This is a genomic window from Sphingomonas sp., from assembly GCF_042095875.1.
Lineage (GTDB): Bacteria > Pseudomonadota > Alphaproteobacteria > Sphingomonadales > Sphingomonadaceae > Sphingomonas.
Window position 1 is genome coordinate 1 of sequence record NZ_JBELMJ010000053.1, and the last position, 16,693, is coordinate 16,693.

The 16,693-nt window shown below is 66.9% G+C and carries 18 protein-coding genes; all 18 read right to left on the reverse strand.

What is annotated here, in order from left to right; all coding sequences use genetic code 11:
- Window positions 1–93: 93 nt before the first annotated feature.
- Window positions 94–1,227 (reverse strand): tyrosine-type recombinase/integrase, encoded by a 1,134-nt coding sequence (locus ACFDS6_RS14655; protein WP_375272840.1) that lies wholly within the window; start codon window positions 1,225–1,227, stop codon window positions 94–96.
- A gap of 1 nt (window position 1,228) precedes the next feature.
- Complete coding sequence (locus ACFDS6_RS14660) at window positions 1,229–1,579, reverse strand: MarR family winged helix-turn-helix transcriptional regulator (RefSeq protein ID WP_375272841.1); 351 nt, start codon at window positions 1,577–1,579, stop codon at window positions 1,229–1,231.
- A gap of 142 nt (window positions 1,580–1,721) precedes the next feature.
- A complete protein-coding gene (locus tag ACFDS6_RS14665; protein WP_375272842.1) occupies window positions 1,722–1,964 on the reverse strand; it encodes a hypothetical protein in 243 nt (80 codons plus the stop codon).
- A gap of 26 nt (window positions 1,965–1,990) precedes the next feature.
- Window positions 1,991–2,191: a hypothetical protein gene (locus ACFDS6_RS14670; protein WP_375272843.1), complete on the reverse strand. Its 201-nt coding sequence runs from the start codon at window positions 2,189–2,191 to the stop codon at window positions 1,991–1,993.
- 4 nt (window positions 2,192–2,195) lie between these two features.
- Window positions 2,196–3,161, reverse strand: coding sequence for a hypothetical protein (locus ACFDS6_RS14675; RefSeq protein ID WP_375272844.1), 966 nt, complete (start codon window positions 3,159–3,161; stop codon window positions 2,196–2,198).
- Window positions 3,161–3,766: a hypothetical protein gene (locus ACFDS6_RS14680; RefSeq protein WP_375272845.1), complete on the reverse strand. Its 606-nt coding sequence runs from the start codon at window positions 3,764–3,766 to the stop codon at window positions 3,161–3,163. The genes ACFDS6_RS14675 and ACFDS6_RS14680 overlap by 1 nt, the downstream gene beginning before the upstream one ends.
- The gene (locus ACFDS6_RS14685; RefSeq protein WP_375272846.1) at window positions 3,766–4,371 is read right to left on the reverse strand and encodes a hypothetical protein; all 606 of its coding nucleotides are present in this window, start codon (window positions 4,369–4,371) and stop codon (window positions 3,766–3,768) included. Before ACFDS6_RS14685 ends, ACFDS6_RS14680 begins: the two co-directional genes overlap by 1 nt.
- A 4-nt stretch (window positions 4,372–4,375) precedes the next feature.
- A complete protein-coding gene (locus tag ACFDS6_RS14690; RefSeq protein ID WP_375272847.1) occupies window positions 4,376–4,735 on the reverse strand; it encodes a hypothetical protein in 360 nt (119 codons plus the stop codon).
- 66 nt (window positions 4,736–4,801) lie between these two features.
- Window positions 4,802–5,710: a DUF5309 family protein gene (locus ACFDS6_RS14695; protein WP_375272848.1), complete on the reverse strand. Its 909-nt coding sequence runs from the start codon at window positions 5,708–5,710 to the stop codon at window positions 4,802–4,804.
- A gap of 57 nt (window positions 5,711–5,767) precedes the next feature.
- Window positions 5,768–6,754 carry a hypothetical protein gene (locus tag ACFDS6_RS14700; protein WP_375272850.1) on the reverse strand — a complete coding sequence of 329 codons (987 nt, stop codon included), beginning with the start codon at window positions 6,752–6,754 and terminating at the stop codon, window positions 5,768–5,770.
- 14 nt (window positions 6,755–6,768) lie between these two features.
- Window positions 6,769–7,086, reverse strand: a complete 318-nt coding sequence (locus ACFDS6_RS14705) for a hypothetical protein (RefSeq protein ID WP_375272851.1) — start codon at window positions 7,084–7,086, stop codon at window positions 6,769–6,771.
- 7 nt (window positions 7,087–7,093) lie between these two features.
- Window positions 7,094–9,148: a hypothetical protein gene (locus tag ACFDS6_RS14710; protein WP_375272853.1), complete on the reverse strand. Its 2,055-nt coding sequence runs from the start codon at window positions 9,146–9,148 to the stop codon at window positions 7,094–7,096.
- A gap of 3 nt (window positions 9,149–9,151) precedes the next feature.
- Window positions 9,152–10,813 carry a hypothetical protein gene (locus tag ACFDS6_RS14715; protein ID WP_375272855.1) on the reverse strand — a complete coding sequence of 554 codons (1,662 nt, stop codon included), beginning with the start codon at window positions 10,811–10,813 and terminating at the stop codon, window positions 9,152–9,154.
- Window positions 10,794–11,345, reverse strand: coding sequence for an SGNH/GDSL hydrolase family protein (locus ACFDS6_RS14720; RefSeq protein ID WP_375272856.1), 552 nt, complete (start codon window positions 11,343–11,345; stop codon window positions 10,794–10,796). Before ACFDS6_RS14720 ends, ACFDS6_RS14715 begins: the two co-directional genes overlap by 20 nt.
- 45 nt (window positions 11,346–11,390) lie before the next feature.
- Window positions 11,391–13,241 carry a hypothetical protein gene (locus ACFDS6_RS14725; RefSeq protein ID WP_375272857.1) on the reverse strand — a complete coding sequence of 617 codons (1,851 nt, stop codon included), beginning with the start codon at window positions 13,239–13,241 and terminating at the stop codon, window positions 11,391–11,393.
- A gap of 42 nt (window positions 13,242–13,283) precedes the next feature.
- Entirely contained in the window at window positions 13,284–15,677 is a 2,394-nt protein-coding gene (locus ACFDS6_RS14730) for a hypothetical protein (RefSeq protein ID WP_375272858.1), read from the reverse strand.
- Between the two features lie 3 nt (window positions 15,678–15,680).
- Window positions 15,681–16,376, reverse strand: a complete 696-nt coding sequence (locus ACFDS6_RS14735) for a hypothetical protein (RefSeq protein ID WP_375272859.1) — start codon at window positions 16,374–16,376, stop codon at window positions 15,681–15,683.
- A gap of 8 nt (window positions 16,377–16,384) precedes the next feature.
- Window positions 16,385–16,693, reverse strand: a 309-nt coding sequence (locus ACFDS6_RS14740) for a hypothetical protein (RefSeq protein ID WP_375272860.1), incomplete at its 5' end; no start/stop codon positions are given.

A 16,693-nucleotide genomic window follows, 5' to 3' on the forward strand; every position in this document is an offset into this window, starting at 1 on the left:
CCGACCGGTTCGAGGATATCGCAAACGAGATCCAGGGTCTCGTGATCGATCACGCATAGGGTCGGGAATGGCGGTTTTCCGCCGTTTCTTGTCTTAGGCGGCCTGGGCAAAATGGGGTTTCACCCCGCCGGTGGGGGAGCGGTGGGGGAGGTCGAAACCCGCGGAAATGCTGGGCTTTTGGCCCATCAAAGCCTTCCGCTCCCCCACCCGGACCAGCGCTTCCTCTAGGTTCTGCGGTTTTACATGTGCGTACCGTAGGGTCGTTTCGAGGACGCTGTGGCCCATCCACTCCTGGATGACGAAGACGTTGACGCCCGCATCTACGAGCCGCGTCGCGCAGGTGTGCCGGCAGGTGTGGAAGACGAATTGCTTGTCGTCCTCCAGGCCGATCGCCTTCTGGGCGGCCTTCCAGCGCGTCCGTAGGACCACGCGGGAGGGCATAGCGTCACGCTGGATGAGCGACACCAGCTTGGCCGTCACTTCGGGCTCCATGGGGACCGTGCGGGGCTTGTCGGACTTCGTGCGCCAGATATGCAGGCGGTTGCCGTTGATCTGGGAGAGCGTCGCGGTCAGCAGCTCGTCGCGGCGGCACCCGGTCTCGATTGCGACCTCGATCAGCGTCCAGACGTCCGCATAGTCCGGGTGGCGCTTGAGCTGCTCTGGGGCCAGCATGAAGGCCTTCATAGCCTCCTGCTCCTCGGCGGTGACCCAACGGATGCGGCCTTCGCTCTCCTTGCGCCACGAAAACTCGATGTCCGTGACGGGGACCGTGCGGTAGCCGCGGCTCTTCGCCCAGGTCAGGAAGGTCTTGAGGTGCGACAGGTGCCGATTGATCGTCCCGTCCGCCTTCCCCTTCTTCGCGAGGTGGCTGATGAAGGCGTCGACGCAGTGCGTGTCGATCGCGTCGAGGCGCTTGTGGGCCCCGAAGACCTCCCCGGCGATCTCGACGTGCCGGAAGTTGACCAGCTCCGTGCTACTGCCCACCCAGAGCTTCCCGCGGGCCAGAGGGACCACGGAGGCGATCGTGTGGACTTCGGGGGCCCCGGCGGCTCCTCCGGGCGCTGGTGGGGCCTCTCCGGCCTCCCACGCCTTCAGGACCGCGGCTTCGTCCGCCTGGGCTTCCGCGTAGGTGTCCCAGCGCTTCCGGTAGCGGAGCTTCCCCTTCTGCAATTCCACCCGGAACCGCCCAGTCAGCTTTCCGTCTTTCTTGTCCGGGTAGATGGCCATGTCAGTCCTCTATGTTGTCGACGAGCTGGTTTTTCAGCAGCTTGCCCTTGGGGGTGAGCGTGTAGATGATCGACCGCAGGCTGCTCGGGTCCTGGGTGCGCTGAAGCAGTCCGTACCCGTCCTGACCGTTGCGGAGGCGCTCGGAGAGGTCGAGGAGGTGGCGGCTCATGGTGCCCTTGGAGGCCCCTGCCCGCTCGGCCAGCTCGACGACGCCGAGGCCCTCGTTCCGGCAGACCAGGACGAAGGTGTGCGCTACCTGCAAGGAGATGCTCTCCCCGATGCTGGAGCGGATGGTCGAGAAAATGCGGTCCAGTTTCTTGAGGGCCTTTTCAGCTTCGTCTTCTCGGCTCATCGGTGTTTCCTCTAGTCGCTTTGGCGACAGTCTGCAATTGGCAAACGTCGGCAATCCCTGACGGTTCCATTTGGGTAACTGTCCGCGATCGTCAACGTGAACGAAAAAAGAACCTCCCACGAGGGGAGGTCCGTTTTTATCACTACAGCGTCCCAGAAAGGAACGTCCATAGGTGATCGCCAAGAAGAGACAGTCCGGCGACGACTGCACTGGCTACAGCCGACAAGGTCGCCACACGCACACGCGAGGCGGCGATGGCGGTCGTGTTGGCCTCGGTGCGGGTGTCGAGGTCGTCGAGGCGCTTGTCGATGACGACGTGGGCCTCGTGGTGGGTGTCGAGCTTGGTCTCGATCCGCACCATGCGATCCCGGAGGTCCAGGATCATGTGAGTGTTGCTGGGCGCGTGGTCCATTAGGGCATTATCAGGGGCCGGCGTCGCGACGCGGGCGGGATGGTGGGCGGAGGACCCTCAACGACGTACTGCGCCAGCTTGCTGACGATGACGCGCTTCTCGGTGCCCTCCACGACGTAGTGGCCCACTTTGGAGGCCACGGTGACGCCGGAGTTTCCCTCGACGAGGTACTCCCCCAGCTTGGAGACTTTGGCGGTCATGGCGCTACTCGATCGCCTTCAGGCCAAACTCCCCGTTGACGTTCGCAATCGACGACCAGGGCGCTCCCGTCGAAGGATCGACGTCGAACACGGTAACGGACCCGGCGAAGCCTGCACGGATCGGCATGTTCTTGGGCGCTTGGTATTCGGTGCCGCCGATGGCCAAGAGGGCCCTGGCGTTCGTGGGGACGACGTCGCCATCGTTGCGGATGCGGGCGGCGACCGCCACGGCCTTGATGACGTTGCCCGTGCTGGTGGGCGTGAAGACCGGGCCGACGAATCGGGCGACTTCGCCGACGTTGGAGGCCGAGATGGCATCGCTGTCATCGACCGGGCCATCGTCGACGTCTCCGTACCCGCCGGCCCACTGCATGACGCTCCCGTTGGCCGAGGGGGCCCGGCGGCGCACCGTGTGGCCGATGGTGTTGTAGGAGGCCATCAGGACGTTGGAGAAGGTCGACTTCCCCGACCAGTCCTGCACGCGGCCTAGGCGCATCTTGGCGACGTTGCCGATCGAGGAGGTGTCCAGGCCACGCACGTCGACAGCGAGGTTCCCGTTGAAGAACCACGCGAGCCGGCCGGCGGTCGGGTGAACGACGATCAGGACGTCATAGGTGCCGTTGCTGCACTCTCCCGTACCGCCGACGTTCACCCACTGGCTCGTCTTGGTGTTGAAGAACGCGAGCTGCTTGGAGTAGCCGCCGGCCGCCTGAAGCCGCACGACTTCCGCACCGGCCTCATTGAACCACGTCAGGAGCCGGAGGCCGTTGCTCGGGGCCTGATAGGCCTCGCCGACAACGGTCATGTGACTCCAGACGCGGGTGACCCCCTTCTGCACCCCGTCGATGGGATCGGTGACATATGCTTCCGCATAGCCTCCATCAGTCCAGACGGTCGCGGCAGTGTCGCCGCAGCCCGAAAGGGACGGGACGAGCGCGTCGAGCGTCGACCCGGCAAAATAGGTGGCCATTAGCCGATGCTCCCAGGGTTGGAGGGGATGAGGTCAGGAAGCTCGGCCACGAAGGTCACGCGGACGCGAGCGATCTCCTCGTCGGCGTCTTGCGGGGCCACGAGGGACATGGTGTCGCCCGCGGAGAGCGGGATGGCCGCCGAGGCGCTGAAGGAGGCCACGCCGTCGATGCCGATGGTCAGGGTGCCGACCGGGCTATCGTTGCGGAGGACCGCAGCGACCCAGGGGGCGGCCGGCGGAACGGTGCAGCCGGCGACGCAGCCCGCAAAGCCCGCGCCGATCGTGCAGGCCGTGGCGATCTCGTGGTCCATCAGCATTTCGCCCGGCTGGATGCCGTCCACGGCGAACGCCGCGAAGCGGTAGGCGGCCGACTTGCCGGCGGGGCCTTGCTGGGCCTGGAGGAAGGTGTCGTATTCCCCGGTGTTGCCCGCTTCGAGCCAGAGGTCGTAGGCGCTCTTGCCGTCGTTACCGTCCCGGCCGGGGGCGCCGGGCTCTCCTCGGGGTCCAGGTTCGCCCTGGCCACCCTGGTCTCCCGGAGGCCCCGGAGGGCCGCGAAGGTCCACGGCTTCGTCGCCGTAGAACGAAGCGCTATTGAAGTCGCTCATCAGTAATTCCCGTGTACACGGCCCATGGCCATGTTGGTGCTCCAGGCTTCAGAGAGGGCCTGGGCGAGCATGGCTTCGAGGAGTGAGGTGGCCTTGCCCTGGAAGCGCTGCACGTAGACGTCCTCCATCTGGAAGAAGTCGGCCGCGAGCGCGGCGGCGGCGTAGAGGACCGGGTTGAAGCCCGCACGGGTCCAGAGGTTCTGGTCGTCGTCCGCGAGCAGCGGCAGGCTCTCGCCGTAATAATGGAGGCGGACCGTCTCCCCCTTGGCGGGGTAAGGCTTCACCAGGAAGCTCGCGCCGGCCTTGATGTACACGGCCGGGGCGCCTTGGTCCGGGTGGGCGAAGAATTGGTCCTTCGTCACCATGCGGAGCACGCCGGCATCGGTGAAGAGGTCGATCGTCTCCAGGTATCCCGTGGGGATCGCGAGGCTGTTGCGGGTGCCGTCCCAGTCCTTCGCCTCGACGAGCTGCTCCATGGCGCCGAGACGGGCCACACGTTCGACCTCGTCGATCGCGCGGTTGATGAAGTCGCCGGCGAGCTCGTCCGTGAGGTCCTTGCGGTTGATGATGCCCTTGAGGGCACGCTTGAGTTTGCCGAAGCTCATTCGATCAGATGTTCTTGGAGGTGGTCTGGAAAGCCGTCAGATTCTCCGCACGGAGCTTCGCGAGGATGAGCGCGGAGCCGTTGGGATCGTGGATGGCTTGGTAGAGGTCGAATCCCTCGCGCTGCCATTTGTTGACGACGGCGACCGGGATGCGGGCGAGGTGGACCTTCTCGATCTCGTCGCCCTTGGTGAGCTGGGAGAAGGTCTGGGCGTCCTGCCAGTTACGCTTGGCGGCGACGCGGTCCAGGAAGCCCTGGGGGATATGCTGGGCCGATACGATCGTGCCCGTGACCTGTAGGTCGCTGTCGACCGTGTCAGGCAGGAAGTCTTCGTCGAGGCCGACGAAGCGGTAGGGGGTAGTCATTCGGTCTTCGTTTGGAGGAAGCAAGAAAACCCCCGGCCCTTTCGGAACCGGGGGTCTTGTGGGAGCTTACGCGCCCTCGCCGATGTCGGTGACCAGCGTCGACGCCTTGAAGTTGTTGTGCTGGAGACCGTACTCGCCGGCCAGCATGATCTTCGTGTTGTCGCCGGTCTTCGCCAGCGTCTCACGGAACCAGCCGCGGCCCTTCAGGGTCACGCCCTTCCAGTCGCTCGGGTTCCAGAGCAGACCGAAGTCGACCTTCATCTCGCGATTGGTCTCGATCGTCAGCGTGCCGAGCGCGGTGGTGTACACGTCCACGACGTGCACGATCTCCTTCGCGCTCTTGCCGGTGACCTCGCGGGTGCGGCTGGCGTTGCCGGCAAACTCGGCCGTCTGCTCGGCGACATACGGGGCCACCATGAACCGGCGAGCGCTGCCGCCCTCGTCGTAGTTCTTCTTGATCGCCTTGCGGAGCGTCACCTCGGCGATCGGGCCGCCGACGACCTCGTTGGCGATTTTGTTGCCCGCGTCGATGAGCTGCGACACCGAAGCGTGCCGGCGAGCGACCGTCTTCGAGCCCAGGACCGACGCCTGATCGACGCCGACGCAGGCACGCTCGCGGTCGAGCTTCAGGGCCTTGCCCTTCTTCACGAGCTGACGCGCCAGCTCCGACTTGCGGCCATAGTGCTCGGTCGCCTCGACCGAACCGGACAGGCGGATCGTGCGCGAGAAAATCTGCGTGGTGTTCGACCGCATCTCGGTCGTGGTGCCGTCTTCCTCGACCGCGTCGAAGCCTTCGACCTGGGCGTTATCCTTGCCGCCCTCCTGCTCGTCTTCCTGCCATTCGTAGGTCTTCTGGGTGACCGTCCGGTTGGAGAGCGAGCTGGTGAACGGGGTCTCGTGCTTGTTCAGCATCGAGATGACGTCCGAGACGTCTTCCTTGGCGCCGACGCTGTCGAAAGTGGTGAAAGTAGCCATGTGTGGGGTGTTTTCTTTGAAAAGAGAAAGGGGTGTTGGGGTTCGGGGTGCGGGGCGTTAGCCCCAGCGCCCCAGGAGAGCGGCGACGGCGTCGTCTTCGGAGCCCGACTGGGCGAGCCGGCGGACGGCCTTCTTCGCGGCGATGGTCTTGGACGCGGGGTCCTGGCGGGCGCCGCCCTTGATGACCTTGGTCGGGGCGTCCTTGACCTTCTTGGTCGCGACCTTCTGACCGCGGTCGTAGAGCATCGCCTTGCGGAGGAGCCGGATCACGGTCGGGTTGGTGATCTGGGCGACCTCGTCACGCGGCAGGCCGGCTTCGGCGCCGTAGGCCATGATCTCGCCGTAGAGCTTGTCGTCCCAGCCGGGGATGCCGGTCTTGGGGTCCGTCAGGTCCGCGATGCACGCCTTGGCCGCACGGGCCGTCTCGGCCTGCTTGCGCTCGCTGATGACCTGCTCGAAGCCCTGGGCGGCGCCGACGAGCTTGGAGTATTTCTCGTGGGCCTTGCGGGCGTTCTCGCGGTGCCATTCAAACTCGGCCGGTTCGAGCTGGTTCTGGAGGACCAGCCAGTCGACGTTGGCGTAGGGCGCCATGTCTTCCGAGACGGCTTCGATCGCCGCCTGGAGGGCCGCTGCGGCGCGACCGCCGACCAGCTCGGCCTCCTGGCTCTTCTGGGTCAGGGCGGCTTCCTGGCCCGCGAGGCGCTTCAGGCTCCCGATGGTGAAGCGCTGGGCCTCGCCGTTGACGGTGACCTCGACCTCGGCCGCGTCGTCGATCGCCGGGGCCGCCTGGGCCTCGTCGTCGTCGCCTTCCGGCTCGTCCTGGTCCTCGTCGCCGGGCTCATCGCCCTCGTCGGCCTCGTCGAGGTCCTCGTCGTCGCCCGCGGGCGCATCGTCGAGGTCTTCGTCGTCGGCCTCGTCGAGGTCCTGGTCGTCGCTGTCGTTGTCGTCGGCGCCGTCTTCGCCACCGAAGGATGCCATGAGGGCGGCCTCGGCGGCCTCTTCGTTATAGCCGGCGCTGGAGTTGTCGTCCGAAGGGATGGACAAGTTGGGGGTTACTTTCAGTAATCGCCGGGCGTCGTGACGGGTTGATCCTGGTCACTCGGCTCGGTCTGGGCTTCGGCCTCGGCGAGCACTTGCTCGGCGCGGGCCGCGAGAGCTGCCAATTCCGCGGTAACGGCGGACAGTCCTCGGGAAAGGTTATAGGCGTCCTCCCGTGCCTGTTTGGCGCCGGGTTCGGACGTGAGGATAGCCTCGGCGCACTGGGCGCGGACGGCTTCGATCGCGCGAAGAAACAGGGGGTTGTTGAGGAGGAGGTTTGCGGCCTCCCCCTCTTCAACGATGTCCTGCTCGTCCGCGGATAGGACGAGGTTTTCCATGGGCTCCTTAGCCGTTCGGGCTGATGATCGCGGAGGCCTTGACGTTCTCCGGCGGCGCGGTGAGCGCCTGATGGATCGCCAGCTCCAGCTCGGCCTGGGCGGTGTCGATGCGGTTCGCCGTCTCGTCGTCCTTCCGATCCGCGTCGCGGGTCTTCAGGGCGATGTCGGCTTCCTGCATAGCCTGCTCCAGCGCGGCCTTGAAGGTGTCCATCTGGGCCTTGTGCTGCGCGTTGCCCTCCTTGAGGACGATCTCTCGCTCCAGGACTTCCGTCTGCTTCTGGAGCTGTGCGATCTCGGCGGCGAGCTTTGGGTCCGGCTCGGGCGGCTGGAGGGTCTTCGGGTCGACCAGGAAGTCCTGGACGTTCTTGTGACCCTTCACCTTCAACACCTTGGAGAGCACGTTGTACTGCTTCTCCTCGTTGTACAGGCGGCCACCGGCCTCCTTCATGTACTTGTCGAAGGTGAGCAGCTCTTGGGCCTCGGCGTCTCGCTCGTCATATCCCAGGGTCATGTCGACCCGAACGTGGGTGCGGCGGCGCCATGCCTGGGGCGTGATCTCGACGAATTGGCCCTGGATTTCCAGGATGCGCTCGCGGTCGTGCTCGATCCCGATGGCGTAAATCTTCAGGTACAGCTTCGTGAGAAACTGGACCGCGAAGTGTCGGGCCATGACCTTGCCGCGAACCTGGGCGTTGCTGGTGAGCTGCTCGACGAGGCCGGCGCTGTTCTGGTGGGACAGTGCCTTCTTATCGAGCCCCTGACTTAGCCGGGAGATGCCCGTGGTGTCCTCGCGGGCCTGATCGACCATGCCGATCGTCTGGAGGACGAAGGGGTTGATCGGGGTCTGCGGGAGTGGTGCAACGCTGTCGGTGACCGATCGCACGTTGACGATGCCACCGCGGCGCTGGTCGATCAGCTCCCGCGGGTTCTGGACGCCGCCACGAGCCACCTGCCAGCGCGGGTTCGTCGCCTCGACGGCCTGCTCGATAATCGCTCGGGTCAGGGTCGTCTTGGTGTTGGCGTGCTGGATCGTGCGGGCCGCGAAGTTGCCCCCGTAGAACGAGTGCGGCTCCGGGAGCATCGAATAGGTCACGAAGGGATGGTCGGCGACCTTCTGCTTTTCGAGCAGCGTGCGGCCGACGTGCACGACCTTCCAGAGCTGTTGCGAGCCCGTGCCCTCCGCGTCGATGCGGATGAAGCTCATGTGGACCGTCACCAGTCGCCCGGCTTCGTCCTCGGCCTCGTCGTCCATGAGGGTAACGAGCGTGTCCTCGTCGCGGAGGAGCTTCTCCTCGTCGAGCGCGAGGTCGTCCTCGGCGCCCTCGATCGAGTAGACGATCGTCGGGTCGTAGCCGTCGTCGACGAGGTCCCCGAGGGTCATCCGGCGGCGCCGGGCGCAATACGGGGCCCGCGAGAGGTCCTTGAACCGGCCGGCGACGATAAACTCCTCGGGCGGCACGACGTCGATGCGGACTTGGCTGGCGTCCTCCTCCCGGTCAAACTCGCCGGAGACGGTGTACACCCCCTCGGCGACCTGCTTGGCGACCGGCTTGCTCGTCAGGCGAACATCCGGGGCCGCGAGGAGCTGTTGGGCTTCCTCCAGGGGGACGTCGTCGAACGTGTGGCTGGTCGAGATGGTCTGCTTCTCCCAGTAGACCTGGGCGACGCCGACGCGGTTCATGGAGCTGTCGTGGACGACGCCGTTGATGATCTCCAGGCCGTCGTTCTGTGCGAAGAAGACGTGCTCGCAATACTCGGTCGACTGCTCGGCCAGCGGGACGTCCGCGGCGTTCTGTGGGGCGAAGGAGACGATGTTGTTGCCCGCCGAGTAGGCCTCGGTGAGCTGGGCCTTCATCGCCTCGACGCTCTCGTAGACGTCCTGGCTGACAAACTTGGAGCCGCCGTCGCGGAGCGGGAAAGGCTTCTTCCCCTGATAGTACATCGTCACCTCGCGGCGCTCGGCCTGGAGGTTGCTGTCGACGAACGACGAGCCGGCCTCGGCGCGAGCCACGCAGGCGCCCACCAAGTCCTCATCGGTGAGGACACGGGGCTTCAATTTCATGGGTTATCCGGTCATTTCGAAATAGAGGTCATCGGTGGAAGCGATGGGCTCCCAGCATCCCTCGTGGATGTGGTTGGCGATGGCGAGCGCCATGACTGTGTCGTCGTGACGGCCGACTTCGGCCTCGATCTTCCCCGATTTGGGGTCGGCCACGAAGGTCATCATCTCGTCGATCGTCTGGGCGTCGTTGAGGCAGATTGTGCTTTCGCGGACGTCCTTGCGTAGCTCGTCGATGATGAGCGGGCGGGTCTTTACGTCGGTGTAGAAGCCCAGCTCCGTCTTTAGCTCTTCGGTCTGCTTGTCGTAGACCTCGCGGGTGTAGAGGTTGTCGTAGGTCTTCAGCTCTCCGCGGACCATGATGCCCGTCTTGTAGAGCAACGTGTTGGGCAGGATGCCGTGATTGTTAAACTCGATGCCCATGCGGGCTTCGTTGAACAGGTGGCCCAGGTGGAAGAGGATCGTGGCCAGATAGTCCGGCTCGACCTTCCCCCGCCACACGGCGACTTGCCGCTTGTGCCGGTCCAGGACCTGGGCGACGGACCAGTCACCCTCGGAGCCCTCCTGCTCGCCGCCGGTCCCCTTCGAGACGTCGACGCCGATGGTGTAATCCATGTGGCGCTCGATCTCGCGGTAGATGCGGAGCCGGCCGCGGGGGCTCGGAGCCATCACCTGCTCGACGGGGTCGTAATCCATGAGCTGTAGGGGCTCGTCCGGGAGCTGCTCGGCCCGTTCGGACAGACGCTCCAGGTTGAATACCGGGGCGCCCGAGGTCAGGAAGGCGTCCTTCGGGAAGGTCGGATATTCCTGCTTGAACAGGGCGGGACCGTCCAGGGCGACCTTGCGGCGCCGGAAGGCGAGCTGCTCGTTGGTGAGGGCCTCGCCGTATTCCTCCAGGACCGCCTCGCAATAGTCGTCCTCGTCGGGCGTGCGCTTGAAGGTCTCGTCGACCTCGACGGCATACCGCGGGTCTTCGAACCACGGCGCGAAGTACGGGAGGTAACCCGACGTGCCCGCCTCGGCTTCCTTCCAGGCCTCGTAGAACGGGCCGGACATGCCGCGGGCGGTGCTTTCGATGAAGACGAAGGTGTCGGGCTCCTCCGGGATCGCCTGGAGCAGACCGTTCATAATCTCCTTGGCCTTCAGCTTCGGCCACAGACCGACCTCCGAGAGGTGGGCGGCCTGGAGCGTTTCACCGCGGCCGATCGTGTCGGCGCCGGCCGTCGCGACCATGTAGCCGCTGTCGAGCCGGTCAAACTTCAGCTCCTTGGCGTTCGCGCGTTCCGTGTGGGGCCGGAGAAACTCCGGGACCTCGGTGTGGTAGCGCTTCGTCATGTCGAAGAGGGCGCGGGTGGCGTCGCCGTGGTGCGTGACGACGATCCCCTTGGTGGCCTTGTGTTGGCTGATCCACCAGTAGAGGAAGCCACCGACCATGGTCGAAAACCCGAGCTGGCGGGCCTTTAGGATGACGATGCGGATGCGCCCCGTCTCCTCCCACTGCTGGAGGGCGGCGGCTAGGAGGCGGCGCTGGGCTCGGTTGAGCCGGAACGGGATGATCTTGGCATCCTTCGTTCTGATCTTGAGCGCCTTGGTCGCGTAAAACTCGAAGTCGTCGAAGAGCCGGCGGCGGGTGGCCTTGCGGCGTTCGTCAGCCGTTGGCGTGGTCATCCGCGGCCATCTCGTCGAGAATGTCCTCGGCGGTGCGGACCGTGGCCTCGATCTTCTGGGCCGGCTTGGCCTTCGTGAAGTCGAGGATCAGGCGGCCGAGAGCGGCGATGTCCTTGGGGCTCTCCGCGGCGCGGAGCGTTGCCACGGCCTTCGTCAGGGCCTCTTCGGCCCGCGGGTCGTCCGGGAGCTGGCCGGCGTCCTTCATTTTCGCAATGATCCTTTTTGCGTCGCGGGCGGCCTCGTCCTTGACCGCGGCCCATTGGGCGTTGGTCAGGGCGCGGGGCTTCCCTGGGATGTTGGTGTTGTTGAGGGCGCGGCGGCCCTGGCGTGCGGCGACGAGCTTGGCGCTGTAGGCCTTGCGCTCGTCGGGGGTCATGTTGGCCCAAGGTCCCCGTGCGGCCATCTTCGGCGGCACCGGGGGCGGAGCGATCGGGGAGCTGTGCTGCTCGACCACGAATTGCTCGATCGTCTTGGGCTTGTTCTTCACGCCCGGCGGGCGACCGCGGGGGCAGCCTGTGGGTTTGCTGGGCATGGGTAATCTCGTGGAGGCCCCCAGGGGTTAGCCTGGGGGTCTCGGTTAGGGGTTTGGCATCCCGTTCGGGTCGAGGACCCAGTCGGGGAGAAGGCCAATCTTCTGTGGTGCGAAGACGGTGTCTTCCGTCGCCGCGGTGCGGTTGGCTTCGCCGTGAGGGCCGAAGTTGAGCCACGAGTTTTGACCGCGGGTCTCCGTGGTCATCGCTCGCTGCGCGGTGGGCGTGTACATGGCCCGGTGAGCGTTCCAGGCGTTCTCCTCGCCGGATGCGCGGAAGCCTACGCCGTCCTTGGCGTGCCCGAAGGCGTCGTGGACTGCGCGGAAGACGTCGTTCACGCGGACCGGCTGGCCGCCCCAGGTCTCGTTGGGGACGAGGCCGAGCATGGGGTTCTCGGCGATCATCTGGTCGGTGATCCCGGACCCGTCCGATCCGTAGCCGGCGTCGGTGGGGTAGACCTTCATCGTCTTCCCGTCGCCGCGGACCTCGCGGAGGGCGTCGAACGGGCTCGCGTAGGGGTCGGCGATGTTGCCGGCCTCGTCGCGGGGGTAGAAGTCGAAGGTGTAGCCGTCGCGCTTCAGGGCCTCGTATTGGCCCAGGGTTTCGCTGGCGAGCGCCCCGTAGGCCTTCTGGACCTCGGGGTCCTCCGGCGTGTGCGGCATCGCCTCGTAGGCGTCCGCAATGGCCCTCCCGCGGGCGGGGTCGACGTCGAGGTAGGCGCTGCTCGGCCGGTACGGGATGCGGGCGTCGGCCATGTAGCCCCGTGCGGCGTCCCGGAGGCCCTGGTGGGGACCCTGGGCGTCGAGCTTGAGCGGCTGGCCAGCGAGCGGCGTCTCGGCGGTGCGGGTGAGCGCAACCGGCTCGAAGGAGTGCACCGCGGCGCCGTAGGGCGTGTACTCGCTGGGGAAGCGGCGAGCGGTGAAGCCGGCGGACTGCTGGAGGCGCTCGACCATGGTCTGGGCGCTGTCGAAGTCGTTGAAGCCCCACGCCTTCATTTTGGCGGGGTCGGCGGCGATCTCGTCCATGATGTTCTTGAACATCTGGTGCTGCGGCGATCCCACCGTGACGACCTTCCGTTCCGGGATGGCCCCGTCGTAGGAATAGGGCCCGATGCCGATGTCCTTCGACTTGTCGTAGTCGGTCGGAAGGCCGCGGTTCTCGCCGAGGTAGACCCGGCGCTGTTGCGACAGCTCGGATCGGCTCATGTTCTTCGACGGGTTGGAGCCCATCCTGTTCGGATCGGCTTCGGTGAGGTCGCGCTTGTGGCTGTAGTGGCGGACCGGGATAGTCGTCTCGTCGGGCGTCGACAGGACCCCGCGGGGTGCCGGGGCCGGCTGCGGGATCGCGCCGTCTTTCGTGCGAACGGGTCGGAGGGGTGCGTCCTTGGTCTTGGTGCGGACGACCTTCGCGGCGCCCTCGACAACGTCGTCGTCAACGATCGGCGAAGTCTTGGAGAGGACCCCGGCGACCTTCTTGCCCACGCCGGTCTTGGCGAGGGCCTTGACGGCCGGCGCGGCAAACTCGGGAGCGACAGCTAGGGCCGATCCGATCGCGCCCTGGGCCAACGCGCCCTTGTCGAAGTCGCGGTCGCCGCTCGCCTTCCGGCGGAGCTGGGTGCCGACCATGTCCGCGGACGACAGCGGGTTCCATTCCTGGTTCCACTCTTCGAAGCGGTGTGCACGCTGCACGGCGTCCCGTTCGGAGCCGCCGAGGGCCAGCGAGCCCCGCCGGATGAGGTCGGCGGCGGCGTGCGTGAGGGTGCCCTTGGGCTTCGGTGCGGCGCGGATGCTGTTGGGGTTGCGACGCATCTGGTCGGCGGCGCGGGACAGCACGCCGAGCGTCGACATGTCCATCCCTTCGGTGGCGCGATAGCGCCCCGAGGATGCGGTCTTGGGCATATATTTCCTGGGGATTGGGGGCCGGGGAATGACCCCCAGCCCCTACGGGTTGATGCGACTGTAGACGGGCACCTCCGGCGCCACGTTGGCGTCGTCTTCTGCGGCCGGGTCGGCGTCCTGGCCTGCCGCCTGGATAGCCGCGATCTTCGCCGGGCCGACGCCGGCTCGGTTGAGGAGGTCGGCGAAGTCGGCGTCGGTTTGAGCGCGGAGCATGATCGCGTGCATGGCCGCCTGGACGTCGTTGGGACGGGTGGCGGTCATAATCTCGGCGATGCGGTCCTGGACGTCCCGCTTGAACCGGAGCGTCCCTCGCGGGTTGCCCCGGAACAGGACGGAGGTCAGAGCGCCCACGAAGTCACCGCGGCCGACTTTCGCCGCCACGTTGAGAGCCTCGCCGGAGAGCGCCTCGTCCATCGCCTGCCGCGGCTGCGTCTTCGAGTTGCCGAAGCCCTCGTGGAACGTCTTGAAGGCCTGGTCTTCCGCTTCGAGGCGGTCGTCCAGACGGTTCGTGACGCCGGGGCGGCCCGACATGGTCTCGATGGCCTGGAGCTTCCCAGGGTCGCCGGGCGCGGCGTAGCCCCCTGCCCCGGACAGCCCGAGGGACTGGCGGGTGCGCTGGGCGACGTTGGCGGTCGGCTTGAGGCCGGCTTGCGTCGCGTCGGCGGCGAGCTGGGAACGGGCGCCGGCCATCCACGCCTCCTGGGCGTGCTGCGGCATGGTGCGGAGCTGGCTTTCGATCTCGGGGCCCGTGAGGGACGAGACGTCGGCGCCACGCTTCATGGCATCCTTGATGGCCATTTCGTCGGCGAAGTTGCCCTTCGCGTCCGCATAGGCCCCGTTCGACTGCTTCAGGTAGCCGTCCAGGTCCATCATCACGTCGTTGATGGCGCCGCTCTCGTTGTCGAGGATCGGGCGGCCGGTCATCTCGCTGCGCTTGATGCCCTTGTTGAGGGTGCGAACGACTTGATCGAACGCCTCGAAGGTCGGCTGCTGGCGGAGCGTGACCTCGCCGTTCGGGAGGACCTCGAAGCCCATGGCCTGGGGGTCCCCGCCGCGGTTGAGGATGTTCTCGCGTGCCTGTGGGACGGCTCGCTGGAAGGCCGGGCGGCCCATGATCTCCCGAAGCTCGGGCGTGATGACCATGGGACTGCCCTGGGCGTATGCCTGCCGGTAGTCGCCATCGGCCGCCGTGCGGGCCCGCTGGGTGATTGCCTCGGCCTCCTGGATCGGATCGACCGCGGGGCCTAGCTCGTCGACGATCGCCGAGCGGATGCGCTGACCCTGTTGGGCCTGCCGCTGCATGAGGCTGTTGCGGGCGCGGGTCGCCATGGGGCCGTTGCCCTGGAGCGCCCAGCCGGTGATCCGGCGGCCCTGTTCGGTGACGTCGGCCGGCATCGCCGGGACGCCCATCTGCTGGCGGCGGGCGACTTCGTCGGCCACTGCCGGAGGGGTCGCTTGGCGGGTGCCAGTGCCCATCCCGGTCGCGATCGTGCTGTTGGGCAGCTCGTCGCCGAGGATGCGCTCGGCCTGTGCCGTCGCCGCATCGCCGGGTTGAGCCAGCGGGCGGCCGGTCAGGCGCCGGGGGATATTCTCCAGGAAGCGGGCGGTCGGGTCGACGCCGGGGATGTTCCGCCGAGCCGCGGACGCGACGGTGGCGCCTGCACGCATGGCAGGAACCACGGCTGCACCGCCCACAGCGCCCGTGAGAGCGCCGAGACCGGCGTTGGCCAGTCGGCCATCCCCCGTGTCGTTCATGGCGCCAGAGAGGGCCCCGTAGCCGCCTGCGTTGATGGCTGCGTTGGCCATGCCGGGAGCGATGCCGGACCCTCGGACCACGCGGGCCTCGGGGAGTGCGAAGGAGGCGGCAAGGCCCGCTACGCCGGCCGTGGTGTCGAGGTTCGGATGCTGCTCGGCGAAGAGCGCCTGGGCGTAGTCCTGCTCATCCTGGCCCTGCTTGAAGGCGCCGGAGGGGTCGAAGTCCTCGCAGCCCATGAGGGCCCCGGCGGCGTTGCCGGCCACCTTGTGGAGTCCGCGGTCGAGCCGCGAGACGCCGGGGATGACGCTGTCGGCAAACTTCCCGGCGAAGGCGCCGATGTTTTGGGCCAGCGAGGCCGGCGGGGCGGACGGGAGGTTCTTGTAGACGACCTTGCGATCGACGCGACTGCCGCCCTTGCGGGCCGCGATGAACGCCGCAGCGTCGGCGTCGGTAACGTCCATGCCCTTCGAGCGGGCGAAGCCCTGGAGGTCGGCGGCGGTCGTCTTGGGGTCGGCGGCGAGGGCCGCGTAGGACCGCTCGTCGTCCGGGGATAGCTTGGCACCGCGCAAGTCCTGGGCGGTCACCCCCTCGGAGGCGAGGTAGTCCTCGACGTCCTTCTCGGGGGCGCCTTGGTCGAGCATGGAGCCGACGTTGGCCTTGATCTTGGCGATGTCTGCCATGGGTTATTTCAGTCCGTATTTGCGGCGCAATGCGTCGCCGTTGGGTCGGGCGGGTGGTGCCTTCGGGAGGCCGCCGCCCTTGCGGTAGACGTGCTCGCCCTTCAGCGCGGCGATCTGGGACGGGGAGTAACCGGCGAGGCCCCCGTAGGAGCTGATGAAGCCGCGGAGCACGCCGTCGAGCGAGTTAAACCGCTCGTTGTTCGAAGCGTCAAAGGACCAGCGATTGGGGAGCGCATCCGTGATGAGCTTCAGCTCGCGGTCGGAGTCCGAGCCCGAGCCGGCCACGCGGAACGCCTGACGGGCGAGCAGCGGGATCGCAGCGACGGCGCCGTCAAACTCCTGGTTCTCCCGGCGAAGCGGGTTGTATTCGGCGAGGCCGGCGAGGCCCCCGCGGCCCATGTTCCTGTCGTACATGCCGCGCACCTTGGCGAGGTGCCGGAGCATCTCACGGGCGGCGCCGACCTTCGTGAAGGCGGCCTGTGCGGCCTGCCCGGTCGGAGGCTTCATTGGGGTGTCGAGGTCGACCGGCTGCGGCGCGGCAGGGGCGGCGCCCGGCTGCGCCTGGGGTGCGGGGGCTAGCCCCTTGGCGAGGCCCTGCTGGCGGTAGTTGGCCAGCTCGCGAGCGTGCTCTGGCTTCAGCTTGCCCTGTGCCTCGCCGATTTCGAGGAGGCTAATGCGCTCCTTGAGAGGGTCTGCCATGGGATGTCCTATTGGAGGAGGTATGAGAGGTCGGAGTTGTGCGGGCTGATCTTCGGCTTCGCCTTCGATCCCCCACCGGCCCCCTTCGATCGCGAGAGGGCGATGCGCTCATTGGCCTGCGCGAGCCGCTGGTTGCCCTGGGCGGTCGTCGCCGCGGCGCGGCTCTCGTAGATGCCGGTGCGGCGCGTGCGATCGGCCTGGACCTGGGCGCGGTAGTCGGCCGTGGCGTCAGCGCGATCGTCCGCCTGCCGGCGGGTCATTGCCTGAGCTGCCCCCTTCTGAGTGGTCCATCGACTATGACAGTCTGGATCAAGGAA